20 protein-coding genes are annotated in these 24,548 nt (G+C 71.3%); 14 read left to right on the top strand and 6 right to left on the bottom strand.

The genetic code is table 11. From position 1 onward, the window contains the following. Positions 1-22: 22 nt before the first annotated feature. From I2501_RS33245 to I2501_RS33235, 3 genes are all read right to left on the bottom strand, one after another. Positions 23-1,954 carry a hypothetical protein gene (locus tag I2501_RS33245; RefSeq protein WP_236047239.1) on the bottom strand — a complete coding sequence of 644 codons (1,932 nt, stop codon included), beginning with the start codon at positions 1,952-1,954 and terminating at the stop codon, positions 23-25. Between the two features lie 141 nt (positions 1,955-2,095). Then, positions 2,096-2,314 carry a hypothetical protein gene (locus I2501_RS33240; protein ID WP_196196778.1) on the bottom strand — a complete coding sequence of 73 codons (219 nt, stop codon included), beginning with the start codon at positions 2,312-2,314 and terminating at the stop codon, positions 2,096-2,098. 75 nt (positions 2,315-2,389) lie between these two features. Then, positions 2,390-2,608: a hypothetical protein gene (locus I2501_RS33235; protein ID WP_196196779.1), complete on the bottom strand. Its 219-nt coding sequence runs from the start codon at positions 2,606-2,608 to the stop codon at positions 2,390-2,392. 206 nt (positions 2,609-2,814) lie between these two features. Here I2501_RS33235 and I2501_RS33230 point away from each other — a divergent pair, with 206 nt between their 5' ends. From I2501_RS33230 to I2501_RS33190, 9 genes are all read left to right on the top strand, one after another. Beyond that, on the top strand, positions 2,815-3,285 hold the full coding sequence (locus tag I2501_RS33230; protein WP_236047241.1) for a helix-turn-helix domain-containing protein: 471 nt from the start codon (positions 2,815-2,817) through the stop codon (positions 3,283-3,285). A 168-nt stretch (positions 3,286-3,453) separates the two neighbouring features. Then, positions 3,454-3,714: a hypothetical protein gene (locus I2501_RS33225; RefSeq protein ID WP_328806654.1), complete on the top strand. Its 261-nt coding sequence runs from the start codon at positions 3,454-3,456 to the stop codon at positions 3,712-3,714. 201 nt (positions 3,715-3,915) lie between these two features. Beyond that, a complete protein-coding gene (locus tag I2501_RS33220; protein ID WP_196196781.1) occupies positions 3,916-4,641 on the top strand; it encodes a response regulator transcription factor in 726 nt (241 codons plus the stop codon). A gap of 31 nt (positions 4,642-4,672) precedes the next feature. Further along, positions 4,673-6,151 (top strand): HAMP domain-containing sensor histidine kinase, encoded by a 1,479-nt coding sequence (locus I2501_RS33215; RefSeq protein ID WP_196196782.1) that lies wholly within the window; start codon positions 4,673-4,675, stop codon positions 6,149-6,151. Between the two features lie 44 nt (positions 6,152-6,195). Continuing rightward, entirely contained in the window at positions 6,196-6,699 is a 504-nt protein-coding gene (locus I2501_RS39945) for a DUF1269 domain-containing protein (protein WP_196196783.1), read from the top strand. 195 nt (positions 6,700-6,894) lie between these two features. Further along, positions 6,895-8,442, top strand: a complete 1,548-nt coding sequence (locus I2501_RS33205) for an FtsW/RodA/SpoVE family cell cycle protein (RefSeq protein WP_196196784.1) — start codon at positions 6,895-6,897, stop codon at positions 8,440-8,442. Continuing rightward, positions 8,439-9,962, top strand: a complete 1,524-nt coding sequence (locus I2501_RS33200; protein WP_196196785.1) for a penicillin-binding transpeptidase domain-containing protein — start codon at positions 8,439-8,441, stop codon at positions 9,960-9,962. The genes I2501_RS33205 and I2501_RS33200 overlap by 4 nt, the downstream gene beginning before the upstream one ends. Before the next feature lie 44 nt (positions 9,963-10,006). Continuing rightward, a complete protein-coding gene (gene rbsK / locus I2501_RS33195; protein WP_196196786.1) occupies positions 10,007-10,912 on the top strand; it encodes a ribokinase in 906 nt (301 codons plus the stop codon). Between the two features lie 67 nt (positions 10,913-10,979). Then, the gene (locus I2501_RS33190) at positions 10,980-12,479 is read left to right on the top strand and encodes an APC family permease (RefSeq protein ID WP_236047243.1); all 1,500 of its coding nucleotides are present in this window, start codon (positions 10,980-10,982) and stop codon (positions 12,477-12,479) included. A gap of 61 nt (positions 12,480-12,540) precedes the next feature. Here the strand turns inward: I2501_RS33190 and I2501_RS33185 are convergent, their stop codons facing one another. Continuing rightward, on the bottom strand, positions 12,541-13,878 hold the full coding sequence (locus tag I2501_RS33185; RefSeq protein WP_196196787.1) for a glycoside hydrolase family 18 protein: 1,338 nt from the start codon (positions 13,876-13,878) through the stop codon (positions 12,541-12,543). Between the two features lie 245 nt (positions 13,879-14,123). Here I2501_RS33185 and I2501_RS33180 point away from each other — a divergent pair, with 245 nt between their 5' ends. The 4 genes from I2501_RS33180 to I2501_RS33165 all read left to right on the top strand — a co-directional run bounded on the left by I2501_RS33180 (position 14,124) and on the right by I2501_RS33165 (position 19,776). Next, the gene (locus tag I2501_RS33180; protein WP_196196788.1) at positions 14,124-15,695 is read left to right on the top strand and encodes a sensor histidine kinase; all 1,572 of its coding nucleotides are present in this window, start codon (positions 14,124-14,126) and stop codon (positions 15,693-15,695) included. Further along, on the top strand, positions 15,688-16,485 hold the full coding sequence (locus I2501_RS33175; protein ID WP_196196789.1) for a response regulator: 798 nt from the start codon (positions 15,688-15,690) through the stop codon (positions 16,483-16,485). Before I2501_RS33180 ends, I2501_RS33175 begins: the two co-directional genes overlap by 8 nt. A 298-nt stretch (positions 16,486-16,783) precedes the next feature. After that, a complete protein-coding gene (locus I2501_RS33170; protein ID WP_196196790.1) occupies positions 16,784-18,052 on the top strand; it encodes a glycosyltransferase 87 family protein in 1,269 nt (422 codons plus the stop codon). 161 nt (positions 18,053-18,213) lie between these two features. Next, positions 18,214-19,776, top strand: a complete 1,563-nt coding sequence (locus tag I2501_RS33165; protein ID WP_328806655.1) for a N,N-dimethylformamidase beta subunit family domain-containing protein — start codon at positions 18,214-18,216, stop codon at positions 19,774-19,776. Between the two features lie 28 nt (positions 19,777-19,804). Here I2501_RS33165 and I2501_RS33160 read toward each other — a convergent pair whose 3' ends face one another. Then, positions 19,805-21,481, bottom strand: coding sequence for a penicillin-binding transpeptidase domain-containing protein (locus tag I2501_RS33160; RefSeq protein WP_196196791.1), 1,677 nt, complete (start codon positions 21,479-21,481; stop codon positions 19,805-19,807). A 172-nt stretch (positions 21,482-21,653) separates the two neighbouring features. Further along, on the bottom strand, positions 21,654-23,480 hold the full coding sequence (locus I2501_RS33155; RefSeq protein ID WP_328806656.1) for a dolichyl-phosphate-mannose--protein mannosyltransferase: 1,827 nt from the start codon (positions 23,478-23,480) through the stop codon (positions 21,654-21,656). Between the two features lie 171 nt (positions 23,481-23,651). Here I2501_RS33155 and rsmI point away from each other — a divergent pair, with 171 nt between their 5' ends. Continuing rightward, a complete protein-coding gene (gene rsmI / locus I2501_RS33150) occupies positions 23,652-24,509 on the top strand; it encodes a 16S rRNA (cytidine(1402)-2'-O)-methyltransferase (protein WP_196196792.1) in 858 nt (285 codons plus the stop codon). The last annotated feature ends 39 nt before the right edge of the window (positions 24,510-24,548 follow it).

The following is a 24,548-nucleotide window of genomic DNA, read 5'->3' as shown; positions in this document are numbered from 1 at the left end:
GTGGACTCCTCGCTGCTACCTGCTAGGGGGTGGGCTTGAGCGCGCCGGCGGTGGCAGGGGCGCTCGGTGTCGTCGTCACGGGCGGGGGAGTCGCCGATACGGACGCTGAGGGGGAGGCGCTCGCCACTCCCGTCGGCTTGGTCGTCGGGCCGACGACGGGCCGGGTCGGGGATGCCGAGGCGGACGGGCTGACCGTCGGCCTGGGTGTCGGTGCGGCCGAAGGGGAAGCCGTGACCGTCGCGCTTGCGGAAGGGGAGGCCGATGCCGATGCCGATGCCGAGACCGAGGGCAGCGCGGTCGGGCTCGAGTCGGAGCCGTGACGGCTGCGCCCGCCCGTGCCGGTACCAGAACCCGTACTGCCGGGCGGCTGCGGCGCGGGAGTTGTGGGCGTGGGCGTGGGCACCGCAGTGGGAACACCGGGCTGGAGCACGGGGATGATCGGCGGCTGGGCGGGGATGGGCTTCGGCGTCACGCCGATCACCCACGCCGTGGTCAGCCCGGCGACGGTGAGCGTCGCCAGGGCGCACAGGGCGATACGGAGCCTGGGGTTCTGCGCCGTCGCCCGGCGCGCCGCCCGGAGGAGGCGTCCCGTCAGCCGGACCGAGAGGTAGGTCGTCCCGGCGAGCGGGCAGATCAGCATGAGACAGCCGAGCAGGCCGACGGTTCCGGCCGCGACCTGACCGTGCGCCAGCGCGTCGCCGGTGCCCGCGAGTTGCTCGGTGAGCGAGCGCACGCTGGTGCTCAGAATGCGCGGCAGGTTCCACAGGGCGTAGCCCAGGTCGACGGCCAGCAGCGGGACCATGGTGGCGACCCAGCAGGTCACGATGGTCCGCGCGGAGCGCTTGAGGCCCGCGACCTCGGGAGGGACGGGCCTGCCGGGGATCGCGCCGGCCAGGATGGGGCGGATCTTCCCGTAGAGGTCGGGGATGCCGGCCAGGTCGCCCAGGATGTAGTAGCCGTCCAGGCGGACCGCGGGCATGAGTTGTTCGAGGATCTCGAAGTGGCCCAGGTAGACCGCGCACAACAGGAAAGGCTGTCCGGTCACCACGTAGCCGGCGGTGAGGGCCAGCATGAAGACGACGTTGAAGTAGACGCCGCCCAGGTCGGTGCGGATCCGTCCGGCCCGGCCGATGCGGTAGACGTCGGTGACGTCGGTGTAGAGGGAAGGCCAGATCAGGAAGAGCCCGCAGCCGATGCAGCCCGGTCTGGCCCCTCCGTAGCGGCAGGCGGAGGCGTGGCCGAACTCGTGGAACATGAGGGAGGCGACCGTCAGTGCGAAGACGGCCAGCAGCAGCACGGGTTGGTCCAGGACCTGCAGCAGCGGGGTCATCGCCCCGTGCAGCGCGAACAGCCAGACGTCCTGGGCCAGCGCGGCCAGGAGCACGAGGGCGACCACCGGCGGGCGGTGCAGCCAGGCCAGCGCCCGCCCGATCCGGTTGACCCGGCGCGGGGTGAACAGGACCTTGTGCCCCTTCAGGGCCAGCAACAGATCGGAACGCGGTGCGTCGTCGACCTCGTCGTGCTCCTGGTCCCAAGGGACGGCCACGCCCAGCGGGATGAGCTTGTTGTCGATCAGGAACAGCACGTTCTCCGCGCTGACCTCCCGGCCGAACAGTCCGCTCACCCGGTGCGAGATCCCCTCGGTGTCCCGCACCCCGTCGATCGCGCGCGCCACCAGGTGCAGCAGCCGTGACAGCTGCACGACCTGGCCGTCGCCGCGGCGCGCGATGTACCGGGGCTCGGTGAACCCCGACCCCTGGTATTCGCCGTGCAGTCGCAGACCCGCACTCAACCGCGGCACGGGCAAAGGCCAGTCCAGCGCCTCGGTCGACGAGCCGGCGAGGGAGTCGACCAGCGTCTCCGTCAACGGGGACCGGGCCAACGGCACGGGCACCGGCGTCGCGAAGCCACCAGGGCCGGGGACCAGCGCCTCGGCCTCAGTAGTGACGGTCATGCGGATGTGTCCTTCCCCCGTAGGCGTGGGCCGACCCAGCCCCGGAGGGGTTGTCGGGCAACCTGGGCCGGCCCACGACATGGAGCCTGTTCCGCGTGGCACCGCGGAGGTGGAACTGCGGAGCGCTGGGACCGCTCGGAGCTACTGGGAGATCACGATGGTCTGGGCGGCCTCGGACTCCGCGTCGGCGCCGTTGGAGCCGATGTTCACCGCGGTCGAGTGGTTGTGCGCGTTGACGGTGGCGACGTGCTTGGTGACGTTGACGGTCTTGGTGAAGTTGAACTTCAGGCGACCGAGGGCCTCGCGCCCCGGCAGCAGCTCGGCCGACTCCGCCTCGAGCTCGGTGATGTTCATGCTCATGGTGTGACTCCTGTCGTGTGTGGTGTCTGCGTGCGGTGGTGCAGTTCTTGCCGTGGTGCTCTTCTTGCGGTGGTGCTACTGGTGGATCGTGATCGCCTGGCTGGCGTCGGAGGCCGCCGTCGAACAGTTGGAGCCGATGTTCAGCGCGGTCGAGTGGTTGTGCGCGTTGACGGTGGCGACGTGCTTGGTGACGTTGACGGTCTTGGTGAAGTTGAACTTCAGGCGACCGAGGGCCTCGCGGCCCGGCAGCAGCTCGGCCGACTCCGCCTCGAGCTCGGTAATGTCCATGCTCATGAGTCCCCCTTGGGACGAATCAGTGATGGGCCGGACCGGACGAAGGCCGACGCCGTGCGGCCACCTGTCCAATCCTGTCGGACGAGCTGTCCAACGAGATTGGACAGTAGTGGCCGCGTCGGGCACTGCGCAAGCGGCTTTTGGCAACTCTCTGTAACAGGCTCGCAACAGAGAGAAGTTTGCAGGTCGGGCGGTATGCGCCGGTCATGGAAGGGGTGATCGCCCTAGAATCGGGGGCGCGCCACCGCAGGCTGGAGAAGGGAATCAGGGTGTCCAACGCGCTGCAGGCGCTCATGCGGGAACGGCTGGACCGGCAGGGTTGGTCGTACGGCGACGTGGCACGTCGCGGTGCCATTCCGAGGTCGACCGTGCATCATCTCGCCACCGCCGACCGGCTGGTGCGGATGCCGCAGCCGAACACCCTGGAGGGTCTGGCGCGCGGGCTGGAGCTGCCGCTTGACACCGTCCGCAGGGCCGCCGCCGAGGCGTGCGGCATCCACGTCTACGAGGCGGCGCCCGACCCCGAGGTCGATGTGCTGATCGCCAGCGTGCAGCAGCTCTCGGCGCAGGACCGGCGGCATGTGGCGGCGCTGGTCGAATCCCTGCTGGAGCGCGGCCGGCGCACCGACGACACCGAAGACGATGCGGGCGGTGCAGGCGACACGGTCGTACCTTGACGCGCGGCTGACGGAAACGGTTGCGTCGCTGTCCGAGTCCGACCGGAAAGAGGGAATTCGGCGATTGCCCCGGGCAAACCGGCATGAACCGGGCTACCGTCTGCGCCACAGGGGCTCCGGGGCTGCCGGAGACTCCTGCGCTCAATGGCGCGAAGGCCAGGGGGAAACGTGCTGGTCGTGCAAGGAGGCCCCACCACCGCTGTGGTCCGGGGGCGTACGGGGGAGTCCGTGGTGCTGCTGTCGGGGGAGCTGCCCGCGGATCTGACGGATCAGAATCTGGTGGAGGTGCTGGATCTGGCTGCCGCCGTCCTGGACAGTGGGGAGATGGTGCTGTTCCGCCGCTGCCTGGAGGCCCTGCGCCGTGGCGACGTCAGCGGGACGCGCCGGGTCGAGATCGACGGGGCGGTGCTCACGGTCTACGCGGGCTGAACGGCCCAGGATGGCCTGACGCACCGTCACACGATGGGTCAGGACCAGCTCGCCGGCTCCGCCCTCCATGGACGCGACGGCAGTCTCCGCCGCCGTGGCCGGACCGAGGGCTGATGGGGCGGCCCAGCCGGGGCAGGGGTGAACCTCCGGTGAACGGGTGTCTCTTACCCCTTCCTCATCCTGTCGTGGACAATCGGTGTCGTGACGTCGACTGTTCTGCTGGCCGAGGACGACCGGGCCATCCGTGATTCGCTGGACCGCCTGCTGACGCTGGAGGGTTACCAGGTGACTCCGGTGTCCGACGGCATCGAGGCGCTGGCCTCCGTGCACAAGCAACGCCCGGATGTGGTGGTGCTGGACGTCATGATGCCCGGGATCGACGGTCTGGCCGTCTGCCGCGTGCTCCGCGCCGAGGGTGACCACGTGCCGATCCTGATGCTGACGGCGCGGGTGGAGACCTCCGACCGCGTCGCCGGTCTGGACGCGGGCGCGGACGACTACATGGTCAAGCCCTTCGAGGCGGAGGAGCTGCTGGCCCGGCTCCGTGCCCTGCTCCGGCGTGCCGCCGCGCCCGCGGTGACCTCGGACGACAACGGGTCCGAGGCCGAGGGCATCCTGGCCGGGCACGACCTGATCGAGGTGGACGACCTCAAGATCGACTCGACCGCCCGCCGGGTCTGGCGCGGCGGCGAGGAGATCCAGCTCTCGCGCACCGAGTACGACCTGCTGGAGCTGCTGGCCCGCAACGCGGGCATCGTGCTGGACCACAGCACGGTCTACGACCGGATCTGGGGTTACGACTTCGGCCCCGGCTCGAAGAACCTGGCCGTCTACATCGGCTACCTGCGCCGCAAGCTGGACACCCCGGAGCGCACGCCGCTGATCCACACCGTCCGCGGAGTGGGCTACACGCTGCGCGAGCCGTAAGGCCGGGTATGAACTGCCGTAAGGTCCAGGGATGAACTGGGTGCGGGCCGACGTCGGCCTGAGAGTCCGTTTCGCCGTCGCGTTCGCTGCGCTGGCGGCGCTCGTCGCGGTGCTGGTCGGGGCGCTCGGCTACAGCTCCGCCGCGGCGCTGATCCGCAACGACCGGGCGAAGGAGTTCTCGCAGTCGCTCACCACGCTCAAGAGCGACGTCGGCTCGATGACGCTCACCGCGCAGGACTTCCTGGCCAAGCAGGAGAGCAAGGACCAGCTCTCCGACCAGGTGACCCAGTCCGGTGACATCGGCATCCAGGTCCTCGGCGAGGACGGCGGCGTGCTCCAGTGGGGCAAGCCGGACCCGCTCCCGGTCAGCAAGCAGGACAAGGAGCTCGCCGCAGCCCACCAGCCCGGCCGCAGCCGCGACATCACCGAGTTCACCGGCGGCGACCGCTATCGGGTCGTCACGGTCTCGCTGGGCGGCGGACGCGGAGCGGTGATGATCTCCGAGCGGCTCAGCGCCACGGACGCGCTGCTCGACTCGCTGATGCTGCGCATCGCGTCGCTGGCGGGAGCCGTGGTCGTCGCGGCCGGTGCCGCGGGGTGGTGGGTGGCCGGTCGGATCACCCGACGGCTGGTGCGGCTGACCGCGACCGCCGAACAGGTCGCCATCACCGGGGAGCTCTCTCTCGACGTGCCGCAGCGCGGCCGGGACGAGATCGGCAGACTCGCCCGCGCCTTCGAGGACATGCTCGGCAGACTGGCCCGTTCCAAGGACGACCAGCGACGCCTGGTCCAGGACGCCGGCCACGAGCTGCGCACCCCGCTGACCTCGCTGCGCACCAACATCGCGGCGCTGCGCCGGATGGACCGGCTCCCCCCGGCGTCCAGGGCCGCGCTGCTTGACGATCTGGAGACCGAGACGCGGGAGCTGACGGTCCTGGTCAACGAGCTGGTGGAGCTGGCCAACGACCGCCGCAGCACCGAGCTGCCCACCCAGACCGAGCTCGACGAGCTGGCCGAACGCGTCGCCGATCTGACGCGTCGTCGGACCGGACGCGAGATCGTGGTGGACGCGCTCCCGGTGGTGCGGACGGTGCGTCCGCAGGCGTTGCAGCGCGCGCTGACCAACTTGGTGGAGAACGCGGCCAAGTTCTCCAGCGGGCCCGAGGAGATCCTGGTCGTGGTCCGCGCCGACCGGATCAGCGTCCTGGACCGGGGTCCTGGCGTCGACCCGGAGGACCTGGACCGGATCTTCGACCGCTTCTACCGGGCCACGGCCGCCCGGAGTCTGCCCGGCTCGGGCCTGGGGCTCTCCATCGTCCGCGAGGTGGTCGAGGAGCACGGCGGCGAGGTCTTCGCCCGCAACCGGGTCGGCGGCGGCGCGGAGATCGGCTTCACGCTGCGCGAGCCCCAGCCCGCTCCTCCGGCGGTCGGTCGCGCGGATCTGCCGACGCTCGGGCTGCGGGCCCGACACGCGGAGAATAAATCGGACAAATCAGGAGTAGCTCGGTAGATTCCCACCAGAGACCCATTCTCTGGACGCTGGGAAGGACCCCCGTGAGCAACCTCATCGCCGTCGCCTACCCCGACGTGGCCACCGCCGAGCAGGTCCGCAACAAGCTGATCGAGCTGCAGAAGCAGAAGCTGATCAAGGTGGAGGACGCCGTCGTCGTCGAGCGCCGCCCCGACGGCAAGGTCAAGCTCCACCAGGCCGTCAGCACCACGGGTGCGGCCGCAGCGGGCGGCGCGCTCTGGGGCGGCCTGATCGGCCTCCTCTTCTTCATGCCGTTCCTCGGCGCGGCCATCGGCGGCGCGACGGGCGCGGCAGTCGGCTCGGCCCAGGACTTCGGCGTCGACGACAACTTCATGCGCCAGGTCGGCCAGCACCTGACGCCGGGCGCGGCGGCGGTCTTCACCCTGGTCAGCGACGCCGTGACCGAGAAGGTCCTGCCGGAGCTCGCCCCCTTCGGCGGCCAGCTGATCCAGACCTCCCTCAGCCCGGCCGACGAGGAGCACCTCAAGGAGGCCGTGGCCGCTGCCCAGTCCGCGGCCCACGCCTGACCCCTCCGCCCCCGCGCGGCGACACGCACGTCCGGGCAGCCGACATCCCGGCTGCCCGGACGGTGTCGCTCCTGGGCCGCCTCGGGCAGCCGTCCGTCCAGCCGAGGCCGCTGTCTGTGCCGACCTGTCGACTGACGGACCCAGCGATGTACCGACCTCTCGACTGACCGAATCGAAGCGACCGAGAATTCCTCGATGGCAGCGACCGCCGCCCAGGCGACCCCCGCACCCGACGCCGCCCCGAAGCCCCGCTCCCGCCGTTGGATCGAACTGGCCCTGGTGGTGGTCGCGGTGGCGATCTCCGCGTACGGGTACGCCGACGTCGGCTACGACATCGACGGCAAGGTCCCGTCGGACACGGTGAAGTACGCGGTGGGACTCGGCGTCCTGGCGCTTGCGGCCCATCTGACCGTCAGGTTCCGGGCCCGCTACGCCGATCCGCTGCTGCTGCCGATCGCGGTGCTGCTCAACGGCCTCGGCCTGGTGGTCATCTACCGACTGGACCGGGCCACGCCCGGCAGCGCCTCCGCGCCCACCCAGCTGGTCTGGTCGGCCGTCGGGGTGCTCTGCTTCATCGGCGTGGTGCTCCTGCTGCGCGACTACCGCGTGCTGCAGCGCTACGCCTACGTGCTGGCCTTCGCCACGCTGTTGCTGATGATCGTTCCGATCTTCCTGCCCGCGGTCTACGGGGCGAAGATCTGGATCAAGATCGGCCCGCTCTCGTTCCAGCCCGGGGAAATCGCGAAGATCGCGCTGGCGATCTTCTTCGCCGCCTATCTGGCCGTCGCCCGGGACGCCCTGGCGCTGACCGGCCGCAAGGTGTGGAAGCTGGAGCTGCCGCGGGGCCGCAACCTCGGCCCGATCGTGCTGATCTGGCTGGCCAGCGCGGCGATCCTCTTCCTGGAGCAGGACCTGGGGACGCTGCTGCTCTTCTTCGGCCTCTTCGTGGTCATGCTCTATGTGGCGACCGGCCGGATCGGCTGGATCGCCGTCGGCCTGGTGCTGGTCGGGATCGCGGTCGTGCCGGTGGCGCTCTGGGAGCCGCACGTGCACGTCCGCTTCGTCGACTGGCTCAACCCGATGCGGACCATCCAACAGGGCCAGGGGCCGAGCCAGTTGGCGCAGTCGATGTTCGCCTTCGCGGCCGGTGGCCTGCTCGGCACGGGCCTGGGGCTCGGCCACTCCTACCTGATCGGCTTCGCCATGAAGTCCGACTGGATCCTGGCGACCTTCGGCGAGGAGCTCGGCCTGGTCGGCCTGGCGGCACTGCTGCTGCTCTACGCGATCCTGGTCGTCCGGGGCTACCGGACCGGGCGGCTGCTGTGGGACCCGTTCGGGCGGCTGTTGGCGATCGGCCTGGCGACGCTGCTGGCGCTGCAGGTCTTCGTGGTCGGGGGTGGCGTGACGGACCTGATCCCGCTGACCGGGATGACCATGCCGTTCCTGGCGCAGGGCGGATCGTCGCTGGTCACCAACTGGATCCTGATCGCGCTGCTGATCCGGCTGAGCGATGCCGCCCGCCGCCCGGAGGCGCCGGTCGCGCCGATGGAACCGGACGAGATCGAGGAGATCCAGGAGGCCCTCGAGAGCAGGGAGAGCAGGGAGAGCCGCGAGGCGAGGCGGCCTGTGTGGCCCAGACGCCTCCGCAAGGCCGGACCGGACGGGCCGGAGCGGGAAGAAACCGAAGACGGCGACGGCGAGGGCCCCGACGGCGAGGAGACGCAGGGGGTGCCGAAGGTATGAGCAGCAGCCCCGGCAGCCCGAAGACGCCTGCGCGCGGGGCGGTCCGGCTGTCGCTCAGCCGGACCGGTCGCCGGGCCGGCCTGTTCTGCCTCGTCCTGATCCTCGCGCTGCTGGTCAACATGACGCGGCTTCAGTTCTTCCAGGCGAAGTCGCTGAACGACAACACCGCCAACCAGCGCAGCGTCATCGCCCGCTACGGCCAGCCGCGCGGCGACATCTACGTCGCGGGCAGAGCGGTCACCGGCTCCAAGGCGACCGGCGGACTCTACGACTACCAGCGCACCTACACCGACGGCCCGCTCTACGCGCCCGTCACCGGATTCTCCTCGCAGACCTACGGCAACACGCTGCTGGAGGGCGTCGAGGACGACGTGCTCACCGGCCAGGACAGCAGGCTGTCCACCAACGCGCTGTGGGACGCGGTCTCCCGGGCCAAGGTGCCCGGCGGCGACGTCTTCACCACCATCAACCCCCAGGCGCAGCAGGCCGCCTTCCAGGGGTTGGGCAACAAGCGCGGCGCCGTCGCCGCCATCGACCCGACGACCGGCCGGATCCTGGCGCTGGCCAGCACGCCCTCCTACGACCCCAACGGCCTGACCGGCGCGGGCCAGTCGACGGTCGACGACTGGACCACGCTCAACGCGGACAGCACCACGCCGATGCTCAACCGCGCGCTGCGGCAGACGTACCCGCCCGGCTCGACGTTCAAGGTGGTCACGCTCGCCGCGGCGCTGCAGAACGGTCTCTACACCGGTATCGACGTGCCGACCAACTCGCCCGACCCGTTCACCCCGAACGACACGAACCACGCGATCACCAACGAGAACCCCGGCCTGCCGTGCGCCGACGCGACGCTCGACTACGCGCTCCAGGTCTCCTGCAACACCGTCTTCGCCAAGGTCGGCGTTGACGTCGGCGAGGCGGGCATGGTGAAGACGGCCCAGGCCTTCGGCTTCAACCAGACGAACCAGACGGTTCCCGTCGGTGTGGTGAAGAGCAACTTCGACACCGGCCTGACCAGCCAGGCCTTCCTCGCGCTCTCCTCGATCGGCCAGTACGACACGGCCGCGACGCCGTTGCAGATGGCGGAGGTCGCGGCGGCGGTCGCGAACAACGGGACGCTGATGCAACCCCGGCTGCTGGACCGGATCACCCGAAGCAACGGCACGACTGTCCAGACCTTCGGTGACCGGACGTTCAGCCGGCCGGTCTCGTCTCAGGTGGCGTCCGAGATCCAGCAGGCCATGGTGAACGTGGTCAACCAGGGCACCGGGACCAACGCGCAGATCCCGGGCGTCGTCGTGGGTGGCAAGACCGGGACGGCGCAGAACGGGGTCGGCAACTCCGGTACGCCGTATGCCTGGTTCATCTCCTACGCCAAGCCGACCGCGTCCGCGCCCTCGCCCGTCGCGGTGGCCGTGGTGATCGAGGACGGCAACGCCAACCGCGCGGACATCAGCGGCGGCGGCCTGGCGGCCCCGATCGCCAAGGCCGTGATGCAGGCCGTGCTCAACGGCTGACATGTCTGCGTCGGACGGACCCGGCAGCCTCTAAGGTGGGCGTCATGCCGAAGATCGCAGTCGTCGGAAGCCTCAATCTCGACCTGGTCGTCCCGGTGGCGCGGCATCCGCTGCCGGGGGAGACGGTGCTGGGCGGGGACCTGGCCGAGCATCCGGGCGGCAAGGGCGCCAACCAGGCCGTCGCCGCCGCGCGTCTGGGCGCGGCCGTGGCCATGCTGGGCCGGGTGGGCGCGGACGAGGCGGGCGCGCGGATGCGGGGCGCGCTGGAGCGCGAGGGCGTGGACGTCACCCGGGTCGAGCCGGTCGACGGGGTGCCGACCGGGCGGGCGCTGATCGCGGTCGACGAGCTGACCGGCGAGAACTCCATCATCGTCAGCCCCGGCGCCAACAACGCGCTGCACCCGGAGCACTGCGCCACCGAGGGATCCCTGCTCCGGGACGCCACGGTGACGTTGCTGCAGCACGAGATCCCGCCGGAGACGGTGGCCGCCGCGGCACGGCTCGCGGGCGGCACCGTGCTGCTCAACCCCGCTCCCGCGCGGGAGCTGACCGTCGACCTGCTGCACATGGTCGACATCCTGGTCCCCAACCGCGCCGAGCTGGCCGCGCTGGTCGGCCATCCGCTCCCCGACCTGCACGCCGTCGCCGACGCGGCCCGCCAACTGCGCGGTCCTGCGGCGGTCGTGGTCACCCTCGGCGCGGACGGCGCGCTGCTCTGCGAGGACGGCGCGGTGCTGCTGGTCCCGCCGCACCCGGTCCGGCCGCTGGACACCACGGCGGCGGGCGACGCGTTCTGCGGGGCGCTGGCCGCCGGTCTGGTCGAGGGACGTGAGCTGCACGAGGCGGTCCGGCGGGCCAACGTCGCCGCCGCGCTGAGCACGACCCTCGCGGGCGCGCAGCCGTCGCTGCCGACGCGCGAGGAGCTGGCCAGGGAGCTCGGCGAACTCTGACGGGCGACGGCCGCTGGCCCGTATTGTTTGTCAGAGTTTGTCCGTTTTTCATGCGACGATACGTCATATGACGCCCCCGAACGTCCCTTTGGCCACCCCGCCCACGCCGCCCTCCACTCCGCTGGCCAAGCAGCTGCTGCGTCGGAAGTCGGTGGCCCAGCTGATGGCCGAGAGCAGCGGCGACATCGAGACCCCGCCACCGGGGGCCGGTGGGACGCCGGCGGGGACCGGCCCGCATCTGACGCGGTCGATCGGGCTGCTGCAGCTCTCCGCGATCGGGATCGGCGCGACCGTCGGCACCGGCATCTTCTTCGTGCTCAACACCTCGGTGCCGGAGGCGGGTCCGGCCGTCGTCGTCTCCTTCGTCATCGCGGCGATCACGGCCGGGCTCACTGCGCTCTGCTACGCCGAACTGGCCTCGGCGATCCCGGTGTCCGGCTCCTCGTACTCGTACGCCTACGCCACGCTCGGCGAGATCGTCGCGTTCGGGGTCGGGGCCTGCCTGCTGCTGGAGTACGGGGTGTCTGCCTCGGCGGTGTCGGTCGGGTGGGGGCAGTACCTCAACGAGTTCTTCCACGACGCCTTCGGATTCACCCTGCCGAACGTGATCGCCCAGCCGCCCGGCGACGGCGGCTACGTCAACGTGCCGGCGATGGTGCTGGTGACGCTCTGCTGCCTGCTGCTGGTGCGCGGCACCAAGGAGTCCGCGACGCTCAACGCGGTGATGGTCGGGGTCAAGCTCGTCGTCCTGCTGCTGTTCGTGGCGATCGCCTTCAGTGGCTTCCAGAGCTCCAACCTCAAGCCCTTCGCGCCGCTCGGCTTCTCGGGCATCAGCACCGCCGCGTCCAGCATCTTCTTCTCCTTCATCGGGCTGGACGCCGTCTCCACGGCGGGCGAGGAGGTCCGCGAGCCGCACCGGACGCTGCCCCGCGCGATCCTCATCGCGCTGATCGTGGTCACCGCCCTGTACATCGCGGTGGCGCTGGCGGCCGTCGGCGCGCAGAAGTGGACGCTGTTCCAGGGCCAGCAGGCGGGCCTGGCCCAGATCCTGCGGGACGTCACCGGACAGACCTGGCCGTCCATCATGTTCGCGCTGGGGGCGATCGCCTCGATCTTCAGCGTCACCCTCGTCGTCATCTACGGCCAGACCCGCATCCTCTACACGATGGGCCGGGACGGGATGCTGCCGCCCGCCTTCGCCAGCGTCTCGCCGCGCACCGGGACGCCGGTCTGGAACACCGTGGTGGTGAGCATCGGCGTGTCGCTGCTGGCCGGTTTCGTGCCGCTCGACGTGCTCGCCGACCTGACCAGCCTGGGCACGCTGGTGGCGTTCACCGTCGTCTCGATCGGCGTGATGGTGCTGCGCCGCACGCACCCGGACATGCCGCGCGGGTTCCGGGTGCCGGGCTTCCCGGTCACACCGCTGCTGTCAGTGGCGGCGTGTATCTATGTGATCTCGGGGCTGCACACGTTGACCTTCGGGTTCTTCGCGGCGTGGCTCACGGGGGCGGCGTTGATCTACTTCGGGTACAGCATCAAGCACTCGCGCCTACGCGGCGCGGACTGACGGGTCGGGTGTCGGTCCGCGCCGCGCAGGGACGGTGGTGGGAGGGGCAAATGTCGGAGGGTCAGTTGTCGGAACCGATGCCGAGCCCTGCGCCGAGAGCGGCGGTCAGGCTGCCGTCGCTGGTGTCGCCGTCCATGGACCAGACGAAGGTGCCGCGCAGGCCCTGGTCCTGGATGTACCGGCCCTTGATGAAGACGGAGAGCGGGTTGTCGTAGGTGTAGAAGGTGCCGGAGGCCGCGTCGTACTTGTAGGGCTCCTGGGCCAGCGGGTCCCAGTAGGTCTTGCCGGGTGCGGTGACGACCTGGTTGTAGTTCGGCGTGCCGCCGCCCGCGGTGGCGGTCTGGAAGAGGCCGTCCCCGTTCGGTCCCGGGGCCACGCCGGTCCACTCGTGGGCGTAGTAGGGGATGGCGATGCCGATCTTGCTCGGCTGGACGCCCTGGGATTCGTAGTACGACACGGCCTGGGCGACGCTGAACCGGTTGTTCGCCGGGTTGGGGTCGCGCGGGTCCTGGGTCAACCCAGAGGCGAAGTCGGTCGGGCCGGCAGGCTCCCAACTGCCGTGGTAGTCGAAGGTCATGACGTTGAACCAGTCGACGACCTTGGCCACCTGGCGGAGCTGCACCTTGGCGGCGACGGCAGGGCTGGCCGAGGTGTTGGCGGTGAGCAGGTAGCGCTCGCCGCTCTGCGCCCCGGCGGCGGTCAGCTGGGTGCGGAACTCCTGCATCAGGGAGGTGAAGTTCGCGGTGTCCTGGGGCCCGTAGGGGTTGCCGTTGCCGGGCTCGTCCGGGTACTCCCAGTCGATCGCGAACCCGTCGAAGATCCCGGCGGCGGCCCCGGCGGGCAGGCCGGGGATGTCCCCCTTGAGGTACTGGTCGACGCAGGAGGCGACGAACTTCTGCCGCGACGCGGCGGTGGCGGCGACTGCGGAGAAGTTGCCGGACCAGGACCAGCCGCCGATCGACATCACGATCTTGAGGTGCGGGTAGGCGGCCTTGAGCTCGCGCAGCTGGTTGAAGTTGCCCATCAGCGCCTGGCCGGAGGCGTCGGCCTGGCCGTTGACGGACTCGGTGGCGGCGAACGGACGCTGGTAGTCGGCCCAGCTGTCGCCACTCGCGCAGAGGCCGTCGGCGGAGATGTTGCTGAACGCGTAGTCGAGCTCGGTGAGGTGCTTGATCTCACCGGAGGTGATCAGGTTCTTCTCGTCGAAGCCGGAGTAGATGCCCCACTGGGTGAAGTAACCGATCAGCTGCTTCTGGTTGTTGCCGCGGTCACTGCTACTGGTGCTGGAGGCAGGCGCGGCGGCGTGGGCGGGTGCTCCACCGAGCAGCGCGAGGGCGCAGGCCGCCGCGGCGGTGGCGACGGCGGTTCTTCTGACGGAGGCGCGACGGATCGCAGGCATGGACTCTCCTCGGCGGGATGGAGCGCGGAGGCGGTGCGGGGAGGACCGCGAGACGGTGCGGAGCAGCGGCATTGGCATAGACCAATGAGAGGGAAGGTATAGGCCAATCTGGCAGAGGGTCAATGGCCGCGTTCTGATGCTGTGAGTGGGTTGCCGCGCGCCTCCCGAGCAGTGACGGGACGCGGCCGCCCCGACCGTCCGTCGTCCGGCCGTTGCGGCCCGTCAGGGCCTACGCTGAAGTCGTCATGGGCGGAGCACTGCAGGAGCAGGCAGCGCGGGTCTGGCGGCGGGGTAGCCGCGGCGCGCGGCTGATCCGGGATGCCGCGTGGGCGGCGCCGGACCGGCCGGTGGCACTGGCCCCCGGGCTGAACCTGTCCGCGCGGATCGGGCTCGCCGTGGCCGGTTCGCTGGTGGTCGCGGTCCTGGCCGTGACGGCCAACGAGCAGCTGACCGGGCTGGTGCCCGGCAGCCTGGCCTGGGCGCTCGCGGCGGTGCAGACGCTGCCGCTGCTCCTCGTCGTCGCCCGGCCGCTGGCCGCCTGGCGGATCTGCACGCTCGGCATGACGCTGGCGACCTTCGCCGAGGTGGGGCACGTCCCCACACCGTTCTGGCCCTGGCCGGTCGGCTCCTGCTGCGGCTACGTCGTGCTGCTCTTCGTGGTCGCGCAGCGCTACGGCCGCGAGATCGCCTTCGCGGTGGACGTGCTGGTCGCGGGCGCCGTACTGCTGCCCGCGACGCTGCTGGTCGGGATGCCGCCGGTGGTCTTCGCCGTCGCGGTGGTGGCGGTGACCCTCGTGCTGGTGCTGGGGGAGTCGATCCACTCCCGGCTGGAGGCGGAGCGCCATCTGGAGCAGGCCGAGCAGCAGCGCAGAGCCGGGCTGGCGCGGCAGGCGGTGCTGGAGGAGCGCAGCCGGATCGCCCGCGAGCTCCACGACGTCGTCGCCCACCACATGTCGATGATCGCGATCCAGGCCGAGGCCGCGCCGTACAAGGAGCCGGGCCTGCCCGAGCAGACCCGGCGCACCCTGGCCGCCATCCGGGAGGCGTCCACCACCGCGCTCACCGAGATGCGCCGGGTGATCGGGCTGCTCCGCGAGGAGGACGAGGGCGCCGAGCGCGCGCCGCAGCCGGGGATCGACAGCATCCCCGACATGGTCCGCGCCGCCCGCCAGGCGGGCATGCAGGTCGACCTCACACTGACCGGCGGCCCGGAGCGGACGCCGGGCGTGGTCGACGTCTCGGCGTACCGGATCGTCCAGGAGGCGCTGAGCAACGCGGGCCGCCATGCGCCCGGGGCCCGCGTTGCCATCGAGGTGCACCGCACCCGCTCCGAAGTCCGGGTCAACGTCGCCGACGACGGCGGCACCGTCGCCCGCGTCGAGGCGGTCCCGCCGGGCGGCAACGGCGGGCACGGACTGACCGGCATGCGCGAACGCGCCGCGCTGCTCGGCGGCACGTTGCGGGCGGGGCCGCGTGCCGACGGCGGCTTCGAGGTGAGCGCCGAACTGCCGACGGACGGGCCGGTGGACGGCGGCCTGGCCGCCGCCGGTCTCCCCGCTGGTCTCGACGGCAGCCTGGAGGAGCGGCTGAACCGGCTCCTCTTCGCGACGCCGGACGAGGCCTTCGCACCGCCTCCCGCCGCCGAGCTGCCTGAGGCCGAACGGACGCAGGACGACGACACTCGCGAACTCTCCGACGTGTCGGTGGACGGCCAGGCGCCCTGGAGACGCCATCGCCATGGAGAATCGGACAGGAACCGCCGCACGGGCGGCCTGACGGGCGAGGTGATCGATGACCGGGGCGGGGGCGATGGCTGAGGCGGTTCCGGAGCCGGGCGCGGAACCGGGCGCAGTACCGGGCGCAGAACGGGGCGCTCAACCTGGCGCGGAGCAGGCCCACGAGCAGGCCCGGCAGGTGCTGGACCGCTCGGGCGACCCGATCCGGGTGCTGCTCGTGGACGACCAGGAGATGGTCAGGGACGGGCTCGGCGCGCTGCTGTGCACGGCGTCCGACATCGAGCTGGTCGGCGAGGCCGGCGACGGCGTCCGGGCGATCCGGCTGGCGCGTGAACTCCGGCCCGACGTCGTGGTGATGGACATCCGGATGCCGGGCATGGACGGCCTGACGGCCACCGGCGCCATCATCGACGCGGCCGGGGAGGACGGACCGCGCGTCCTCATCCTGACCACTTTCGACCTCGACGAATACGTGTACGAGGCACTGGCGCGCGGGGCCAGCGGATTCCTGCTCAAGGACGCGCCCGCACGGGACCTGATCAACGCCGTCCGGGTGATCGCGGCCGGGCAGGCGCTGCTCGCCCCGTCGGTGACCCGGCGTCTGATCGCCGACGTGGCACGCCGTCGCCGCGCGGGGAACCTCCGGCCGGAGGCGGTCTCCGCGCTCACCGCGCGCGAGCTGGACGTCCTGCGCCAGGTGGCCCGCGGGCTGTCCAACGCGGAGATCGCGGACGAGCTGGTCCTCTCCGAACAGACCATCAAGACCCATGTGGGCCGGATCCTGGCCAAGCTGGAGCTGCGCGACCGCACCCAGGCCGTGGTCTTCGCCTACGAGCACGGCCTCGCGGGCGGCACCGACCAGCCCGAGTGAACGGCGCAGCCCGGTGAACCGCACAGCCCGAATGAACGGCGTACGGCGTCGACAGGGAACCGGAATCAACCGGGGCGTGAACCCGGGGAGTGAACCCGTTCGTGGTCGGCTTACGGGACCATGCGGACCCCTACCTGGGGGTGGATGGGTGAACAACCCTTCAGCGTGACGACAGCGCGGTATGTCCCTTTCTAGGCTTGGGATCGTGACGACGACTCATGCCCGGTCGGGGGAGCGTTCGAGGCAGCGTTTGCGGGCGCGCTTGGGGGAGGCAAGCAGAGCCGCCACCCGCCTCAGGGTGCCGCGGCCGCGCGTCGAGCGGTTCGCCGCCGCTTTCGTCGGCCCGGAGGGCACCTGGCTGGTCCGTCGCACGCTCTGGGTGCTGGGCGCCCTCGTCTGCGGCGGTTGGGCCCTGGGGTTCCCGCTGATCTCCAACATCCCGGCCCAGCGCTACTGGGGCTGGTCCGCCGCCGTCGGGTACGGCCTCGCCGCGTTGGCGGCGGCGCTGCTGCCTCGCGCGCGTGCGTTCCGGGTCGCGGTCGCGCTGGCGCTCACCTTCGCGCTGGTCGTGCCGATGGCCGTGCTGCTGGCCCGCAACGAGGGGCAGTCGGAGATCTGGGTGGTTCAGCAGTCGGCGACCAGGCTGCTGCACACCGGGTCGCCCTACATACTCCATCCGCAGGACTGGCGGGGCTACACGCCCTATCTGCCCGGCATGGCCCTGTTCGGCCTGCCGCACCTGGTGCTGCCGGGGGCGCTGGGGGACGTCCGGATCTGGTTCCTGCTCGCCTTCCTGGGCTTCCTCGTCGCCACCTGGAAGCTGCTGCGCGGCGGCAGCACCGCGGGGCTGGCCGTGCCGCTGGGAGCGGTGCTCGCCTCGCCGCTGGTCGCGCTGCCCGCGGCGGTCAGCGGTGTCGACCTTCCGATGATCGGCGGCTGCTGCTTCGCCATGGCGCTGGCCGGACGCGGGTACGCGGCCCGGGCGGGCGTGGTGCTGGGGCTGGTCTGCGCGATCAAGTGGACCGCCTGGCCGGCGGTGCCGGTCGGTCTGCTGCTGCTCTACCAGGTCGGCGGCTGGCGCGCGGTGCGCCGCAGTGCGCTGTGGACGGCGATCGTGGGCGGCGTGTTGGTGGTTCCGTTCGCCGTCGCTTTCCCGGGGACGATGCTGGAGCAGGTGATCCGGTTCCCGCTCGGCCTCTCCTCGGTGCGGACCCCGGCGGACAGCCCGCTGCCCGGCCATCTGCTGGCGGAGCTGGGCCCGGCCGGGCGCATGGGTTCGCTCGCCCTGCTCGGGCTGGGTGGCCTGGCCATCTGCGTGTGGCTGGTGGTTCGCCCGCCGCAGAACGCGCGGGCCGCGTGCGACCGGCTGGCGCTGGGCGTCGCCACCGCGTTCCTACTGGCCCCGGCGGGGCGGTTCGGCTACCTCCAGCTGCCCGCGCTGCTCTTCCTGTGGCCCAGGCTCGCGCTCCACGCCGGCCCGGACGCGCCGGACGCCGAACCGGGGCCGTTCGACCGCACGGACGACGAGGACGGCACCGGGGTCCTGGCGGGCGTCGGCGAGTCCTGACGCGGCATCTGCGGCCACCTCTCCCACCTGCGGCGCTCTTCCACGCGGCCGATTCCCGGACGCCGGAGTCGGTCCCCCGGCGTATCGTCGTCGCGGGGAGTCGAACATTCAGGAAACACATGGAATGTTCGTAGCAACGGTTGTGGGAAGGGGAACCGGCGGTGCAGGACGAAGGTCGGCGGGGAGTGCGGCGTCGGACGGTGCTGGGAGCGGCAGCAGCCGCCACCGGGGCCGGGCTGGGTCTCGCCGCGTGCGACTCCGGTTCGACGGCCACGCACGCGACGTCCGCCAAGTCGGTGGACGCGTCGCCCGCCTCCGCGGCGAACGCGACCGCCCGCGAGAACGCCAAGCCCGGCGCTGCCGACTGGCGGATGACCCACCAGGGCGCGCAGGAGGACGTCGAGGGCTTCGCCGACCAGGCGTCCCTCCGTCCGGGCGAGAAGCTGACGCTGCGCGTCTCCACCACGGCGCCCGGCTTCACCGTCTCCGCCTACCGCGTCGGCTGGTACGGCGGCGACCAGGCCCGGCTGGTCTGGAAGTCCGGGCGGATCGCCGGACACCGGCAGCCGCCGTCGCAGATCGTCGGCGCGACCCGCACCGTCCAGGTCCGCTGGAAGCCCAGCCTCACCGTCGACACCACCGGCTGGCCGGAGGGCGCCTACCTGCTGCGCCTGGACGCCGAGAACCGCGCTCAGCGCTGGATCCCGCTGGTGGTCCGGTCGGCGTCCGCCCAGGGCAAGGTGCTGGTGATGCACGGCACCGCGACCTGGCAGGCGTACAACACCTGGGGCGGCACCAGCCTCTACCAGGGTGCGGACGGCAGCTACGACGCCCGGGCGCTCAAGGTCTCCTTCGCCCGGCCCTACGACGACAACGGTGCGGTCAAGTTCCTGGTCTACGAGCGCGCCCTGGTCGTCCTCGCGGAGCGGCTCGGCCTGCCGGTTGCCTACACGACGGGCGTCGACGTGCACAACGATCCGTCGATCCTGAGCGGGGCGACGGCGCTGATCTCCCTCGGCCACGACGAGTACTGGACCCCGGAGCAGCGCGGCTACGTCACCAAGGCCAGGGACACCGGCACCAACGTTGCCTTCCTCGGCGCGAACACCTGCTTCCGCCGGATTCGGATCGAGGACGCCGGGCGGACGGTGGTCTGCTACAAGACGGACTACCGCGACGACCCGGTCTACTGGACCGACCGGGCGCTGACCACCACCGATTTCCGCTCCGGCCCCGCCCCCGACCCGGAGTCGTCGATGACCGGCGTCTTCTACGAGGGCTACCCGACCGACGCCCCCTACGTGGTGCAGACCCCCGACCACTGGCTCTTCGCGGGCACGGGGGTGAAGGCGGGCGACTCGTTCGCGCACCTGATCGGCGTCGAGTACGACCGGGTCACCCCGAGCGCGCCGACGCCGCGGCCGATCGAGATCCTGGCCCACTCGCCGCTGGTCTGCAACGGCAACCACAGCCACTCGGACACGGCCTACTACACCGCCCGCAGCGGTGCGGGCGTCTTCGCCTCGGGCACGATGCGCTGGGTCGAGGGCCTGATGGCGGGCGGCCACGACGACTACGGCGACCACGGCATGGACGCGCGCACGGCGCGCTTCGTCACCAAGGCGACGGAGAACCTGCTCACCGCCTTCGCCCAGGGCCCGGCGGCCAACCACCGCCCGGCCCCGAGGGACAACCTGCAGGACGTCTACGGGTCGAGCGTCTGACGCGTCGGCAACGTCGATTGACGGACCGTCACTGGTCGGCCTGGAGGACGTCCGTGGCGACATAGCCGGCGGAGCCCACGCCCGTGCTGCCGCCGACCACCTCGGCCGCCACCGCGATGTTGTCGTCGAAGGCGACGAACCAGCCGTTCGTGCTGTTGCCGACCTCGGCCGTGCCGGTCTTGGCGCCGACGCCGCTCATGCCCGCGGTGCGGGGTGCGGCGGTGCCGTACTGGGCGGTGTCGCGCATCATGTCGCGCAGGTTCTGTGCGGTCGTCGGGTTCATCTGCTGCGGCGCCGGGGTCTGCGGCAGCCCGGGGACCAGGATCGGCTGCAGGAACCCGCCGTGGGCGACTGTGGCCGCCACCGAGGCCATCACCAACGGGCTGGCGGCGTCGTCGCCCTGTCCGATGGCGTCCCCGGCCAGGAAGTTGCGGTTCGGCGCGGCCTGGATCTGCGGGTCCCTGCTGGCGACACCGATGTGCCAGCTGCCGATGCCGAAGACGTCCGTCGCCTCGTTGGCGACCGAGTCCAGGTGCGGCTGGTTGTGGGTACCCCAGGCGTTGTCGAGCAGGTCGATGAAGGCGGTGTTGCAGGACATCTCGAACGCGGTCCGCATGTCGGAGCCGGTTGCGTGCTCGTTGTCCACGTTGTGGAAGAGCTGGCCGTTGACCTGGGTGGTGGGCGGGCAGGAGGCCGGGGTGTCCGGGTTCATGCCCGCCTGGTCCATCAGCGTGGCAGCAGTGATGATCTTCATGGTCGAGCCGGGGGCCGACCAGTCGTTGATGGCCAGGTCGGTGCTGCCGCTGTAGGCGATCGCCCGGATCTCCCCGGTGTGGTGGTCGATCGCCACCACGCCGGAGGGCATGCCGTTGATGTGGTTGTCCTGCACGGCGCGTTCGGCGGCGGCCTGGAGCCCCGCGTCCAGGGTGGTCTTGAGGACGGCCCCGGTCGGCGCCTGGAAGACCGTGGCGGTGATGCCGGCCGGGCTGCCGGCGGAGTCGACGACAGACACGCCGCTGCCGGACGACCCGGTGGCCAGGCCCGCGCCGTTCGCGCGCAGCTGGTTCAGGATGTCCGCCAGGGACGGGAACTGCGCAGCCGTGAGCGGCTTGCCCTTGTCGTCCAGGACGGTGGCCGACCCGCCGGAGGCATTGGGGATCGGCCCGGCCGTGACGTTCTGGCCGTCAGTCAGCTTGGGGTAGAGCACGGAGGACGCCCAGTGCACGGCCTGGGTGCCGCCGCTGGCACTCTGCACCACGTCCAGCGTGCCCGGATAGGTCCAGGTGCCGCCCTTGACCTGGGCCGTGACGGTGAAGTTCACCTTGGTCGCGCCGGTCAGTTGCGGGTCGGGGCCTGCGGCGGTGATGCCGGTGAAGGCGATGCCGGTGAGGGCCAGCCCGTCGTGGTAACTCTGCAGTGCCGCTAGTGCGTTGGTGGGGAAGTCGGTGTCGCTGGCCGCGCCGCCGTAGTGGGCGGGGCCGCTCTGCCAGGTCTGCAGGAAGGCGGTGGCGAGCTTCTGTGCGTCCGTGTTGCTGGGCGGTTTGGTGGCCATCGCGGTCGGATCGACGTTCGCCGCCGAGCTCGTGTCGCTGCTGTCACCGCCGCCCCCGACCACGGCGTGCACGATGTTGAACGCGGCGTACGCGCCGCCTGCCAGCATGGCCGTCACCGTGGTGGCGACGGCGATTTTCGCCGCTTTGTTCATTGTCTGCCGAATCCCCCCGTGCCTGATGGCACACATACGACCCAATCAATCGGATCGTATGCGTGCCAGGCCGGTCATGGCAGGGGGAATCGATGAACTTGTGCGGACTCTGTGACCCGTTCGTGCCCCCTGAATCCAGATCTGGATGGTGAGCGGGGAATCCGACGGCAGGTCAGATCCAGGTCGGCCACCACATCCGCGCGCGCCAACTGTCGATCGGAATGACCTGGGCGTCGTAAAGCGGGAGGAAGTAGAGGAAGTTGGCCATGATCGCCACGACCAGCACGCCCGCCGCGATGCCGCCCAGCAGTCGCCGGTCCCCCCGCGCCCGCGCCGAACCGAGCAGCGCGCCGATCAGGAACGCCACCGCGAGCGCCAGGTACGGCTCGAAGGCGATCGTGTAGAAGAGGAAGATCGTCCGCTGCTGCCACTGGAACCACGGCAGGTAGCCCGCCAGGATGCCGCAGGCGATCGCGCCCGCCCGCCAGTCGCGGCGCAGCAGCCACCGGTACAGGCAGTAGACCAGCGCGAAGGTCGCCGTCCACCACAGCAGCGGGGTGCCGATCGCCAGCACCTCGCTGGAGCACTGCGCCACGTGGCAGCCGCTCTGACCGTTGGTCGGCGACTCGTAGTAGAAGGAGACCGGCCGCCCGTTGACCAACCAGCTCCAGGGGTTGGACATGTAGGTGTGCGGGGTGTGCAGGTTGGTGTTGAAGTTCCAGATCTCCGAGTGGTAGTGCCACAGGCTGCGCAGCGGCGCGGGCACCCAGCTCATGTCGAACTGCGGCAGGTTGTGCAGCGGGCCGATCGACGAGGGGGACAGGCCCTTGCGGCCGTCGGCCCAGGTGCGGTCGTAGCCGCCGCTGGTGAACAGCCAGCCGGACCAGGCCGCGACGTAGGTGACCAGGGCCACCGGCACCATCCAGACGAACGCCAGCGGCGTGTCGTGGAGCAGCGCGGTCCGGTAGGGCCGCCGTGCACCCGCGGCCTTGCGTGCCCCCGCGTCCCACAGCACCGTCATCACGCCGAAGAAGGCGACGAACCAGAGGCCGTTCCACTTGGTGGCGCAGTCCAGGCCCAGGCAGACGCCCGCCAGCAGCCGGTAGGGACGCCAGCCCAGGCGGGCGGCGGTGGCCAGCTCGTCGTTCGGCGCCGCGTCCGGGTTGTCGGCGGTCGCGCCGACCAGGTCGGCCAGGCGCGCCCGGCTGCGGTCCCGGTCGATCAGCAGCAGTCCGAAGGCGCAGAGCGCCCAGAACATGACCACCTGGTCCAGCAGGCCGGTCCGGCTCATCACGAAGTGCATGCCGTCGCAGGTCAGCAGCAGACCGGCGACGCAGCCCAGCAGCGTGGAGCGGAACAGACGGCGGCCGATCCGGCAGACCATCAGCACGGCCAGGGTGCCCAGCACGGCGACCATGAAGCGCCAGCCGAAGGGGTTGAGCCCGAAGATCATCTCTCCGATGCCGATCACCCACTTGCCCGCCGGCGGGTGCGCGATGAACTCGGCGCCGGTCGGCGTCGGGATCTTCTGCGGGTGCTGCATGATCAGCGTGTTGGCGTTGTCCGCCCAGTTGCGCTCGTACCCGAAGTGCCAGATGGACCAGGAGTCCTTGGCGTAGTAGGTCTCGTCGAAGATGATCGCGTGCGGGTTGCCCAGGTTCCAGAAGATCGTGATCCCGGCGACCAGAGTGATCGCCAGCGGCCCGATCCACCCCGCCCAGCGGCACAGGAACAGCCACAGCCCCGGCGGGATCCGCAGACCCAGCCTGGCCAGCACCGGCGACGGCGCGCCGACGTCGACGCCGGGGCCGTCCGGCATCGGCGGCACCAGCCGCTCCCGCAGCGGCGTCGGGTCGGCGGCGCGGTAGCCGTACCGGCCGAGCCGACGCTGCCAGGTCGTCAGCGGATGCCGACGGCGCGGGCTCGCACCGGGCGTGCCGTCGTCCCGGGCGTCCCCGGGCGCCGCAGCGGTCAGCGTGTCCGTCCTGTGTTCATCCACGCGAGCATCGTAGGGGCGGAACCTGTCGACGCGAGGGTCCGGATCCCGGACAGGCGCCGGACCGGCGCGTGACGGACGCGGGACGGGTGGGACCGGTGGTGGTCTTGTCGGGATTCGCGCACGACTGTCCCGCTCGCGGAGGAAGCGGCGAGAGGATGGGACGATGGGCGGGTGACTGGTCTACTCGTTCTCGCAGGCACCCCCATCGGCGACGTCGAGGACGCCCCGCCGCGTCTCGCCAAGGAGCTGGCCGAGGCCGACGTCGTCGCCGCCGAGGACACGCGGCGCCTGCGCCGTCTCTCGCAGGCGCTGGGCGTGGCCCCCACTGGGCGGGTGGTGTCGTACTTCGAGGGGAACGAGGTCGGCCGGACCCCGGAGCTGGTCGAGGCGCTGCAGAACGGCGCCCGGGTGCTGCTGGTCACCGACGCGGGGATGCCCTCGGTCTCCGACCCCGGGTACCGGCTGGTCGCGGCGGCCGTCGACGCGGGCGTGCGGATCACCGCTGTCCCCGGCCCGTCCGCGGTGCTGACCGCGCTCGCACTGTCCGGGCTGCCGGTGGACCGGTTCTGCTTCGAGGGCTTCCTGCCGCGCAAGGGCGGGGAGCGCTCCGCGCGGCTGCGTGAGCTCGTGGCCGAGCCGCGGACCATGGTCTTCTTCGAGTCGCCGCACCGGATCGACGACTCGCTGACCGCGATGGCCCAGACGTTCGGCGGGGAGCGGGCCGCAGCCGTCTGCCGCGAGCTGACCAAGACGTACGAGGAGGTCAAGCGCGGAACGCTGGCCGAGCTCGCCGCGTGGGCCGAGGAGGGCGTCCGGGGCGAGATCACCGTCGTCGTCTCGGGCGCCCCAGCCGCCGCACCCGCCGCGGTGGACGCCGCAGAGCTGGCCCGCCGGGTCGCCGTCCGGGTGGACGCGGGCGAGCACCGCAAGGAGGCGATCGCCGCCGTGGCCACCGAGGCGGGCCTTCCCAAGCGCGAGGTCTTCGACGCGGTGGTGGCCGCGAAGAGCGCCGCTCCGGGGCGTGCGTAACCGGCGCATGCGCCGTGTACGGAGGGGTCCTGGTCTGCG

This window comes from Streptacidiphilus fuscans (assembly GCF_015690355.1).
Lineage (GTDB): Bacteria > Actinomycetota > Actinomycetes > Streptomycetales > Streptomycetaceae > Streptacidiphilus > Streptacidiphilus fuscans.
This window is presented reverse-complemented; position numbering and strand designations above follow the sequence as displayed.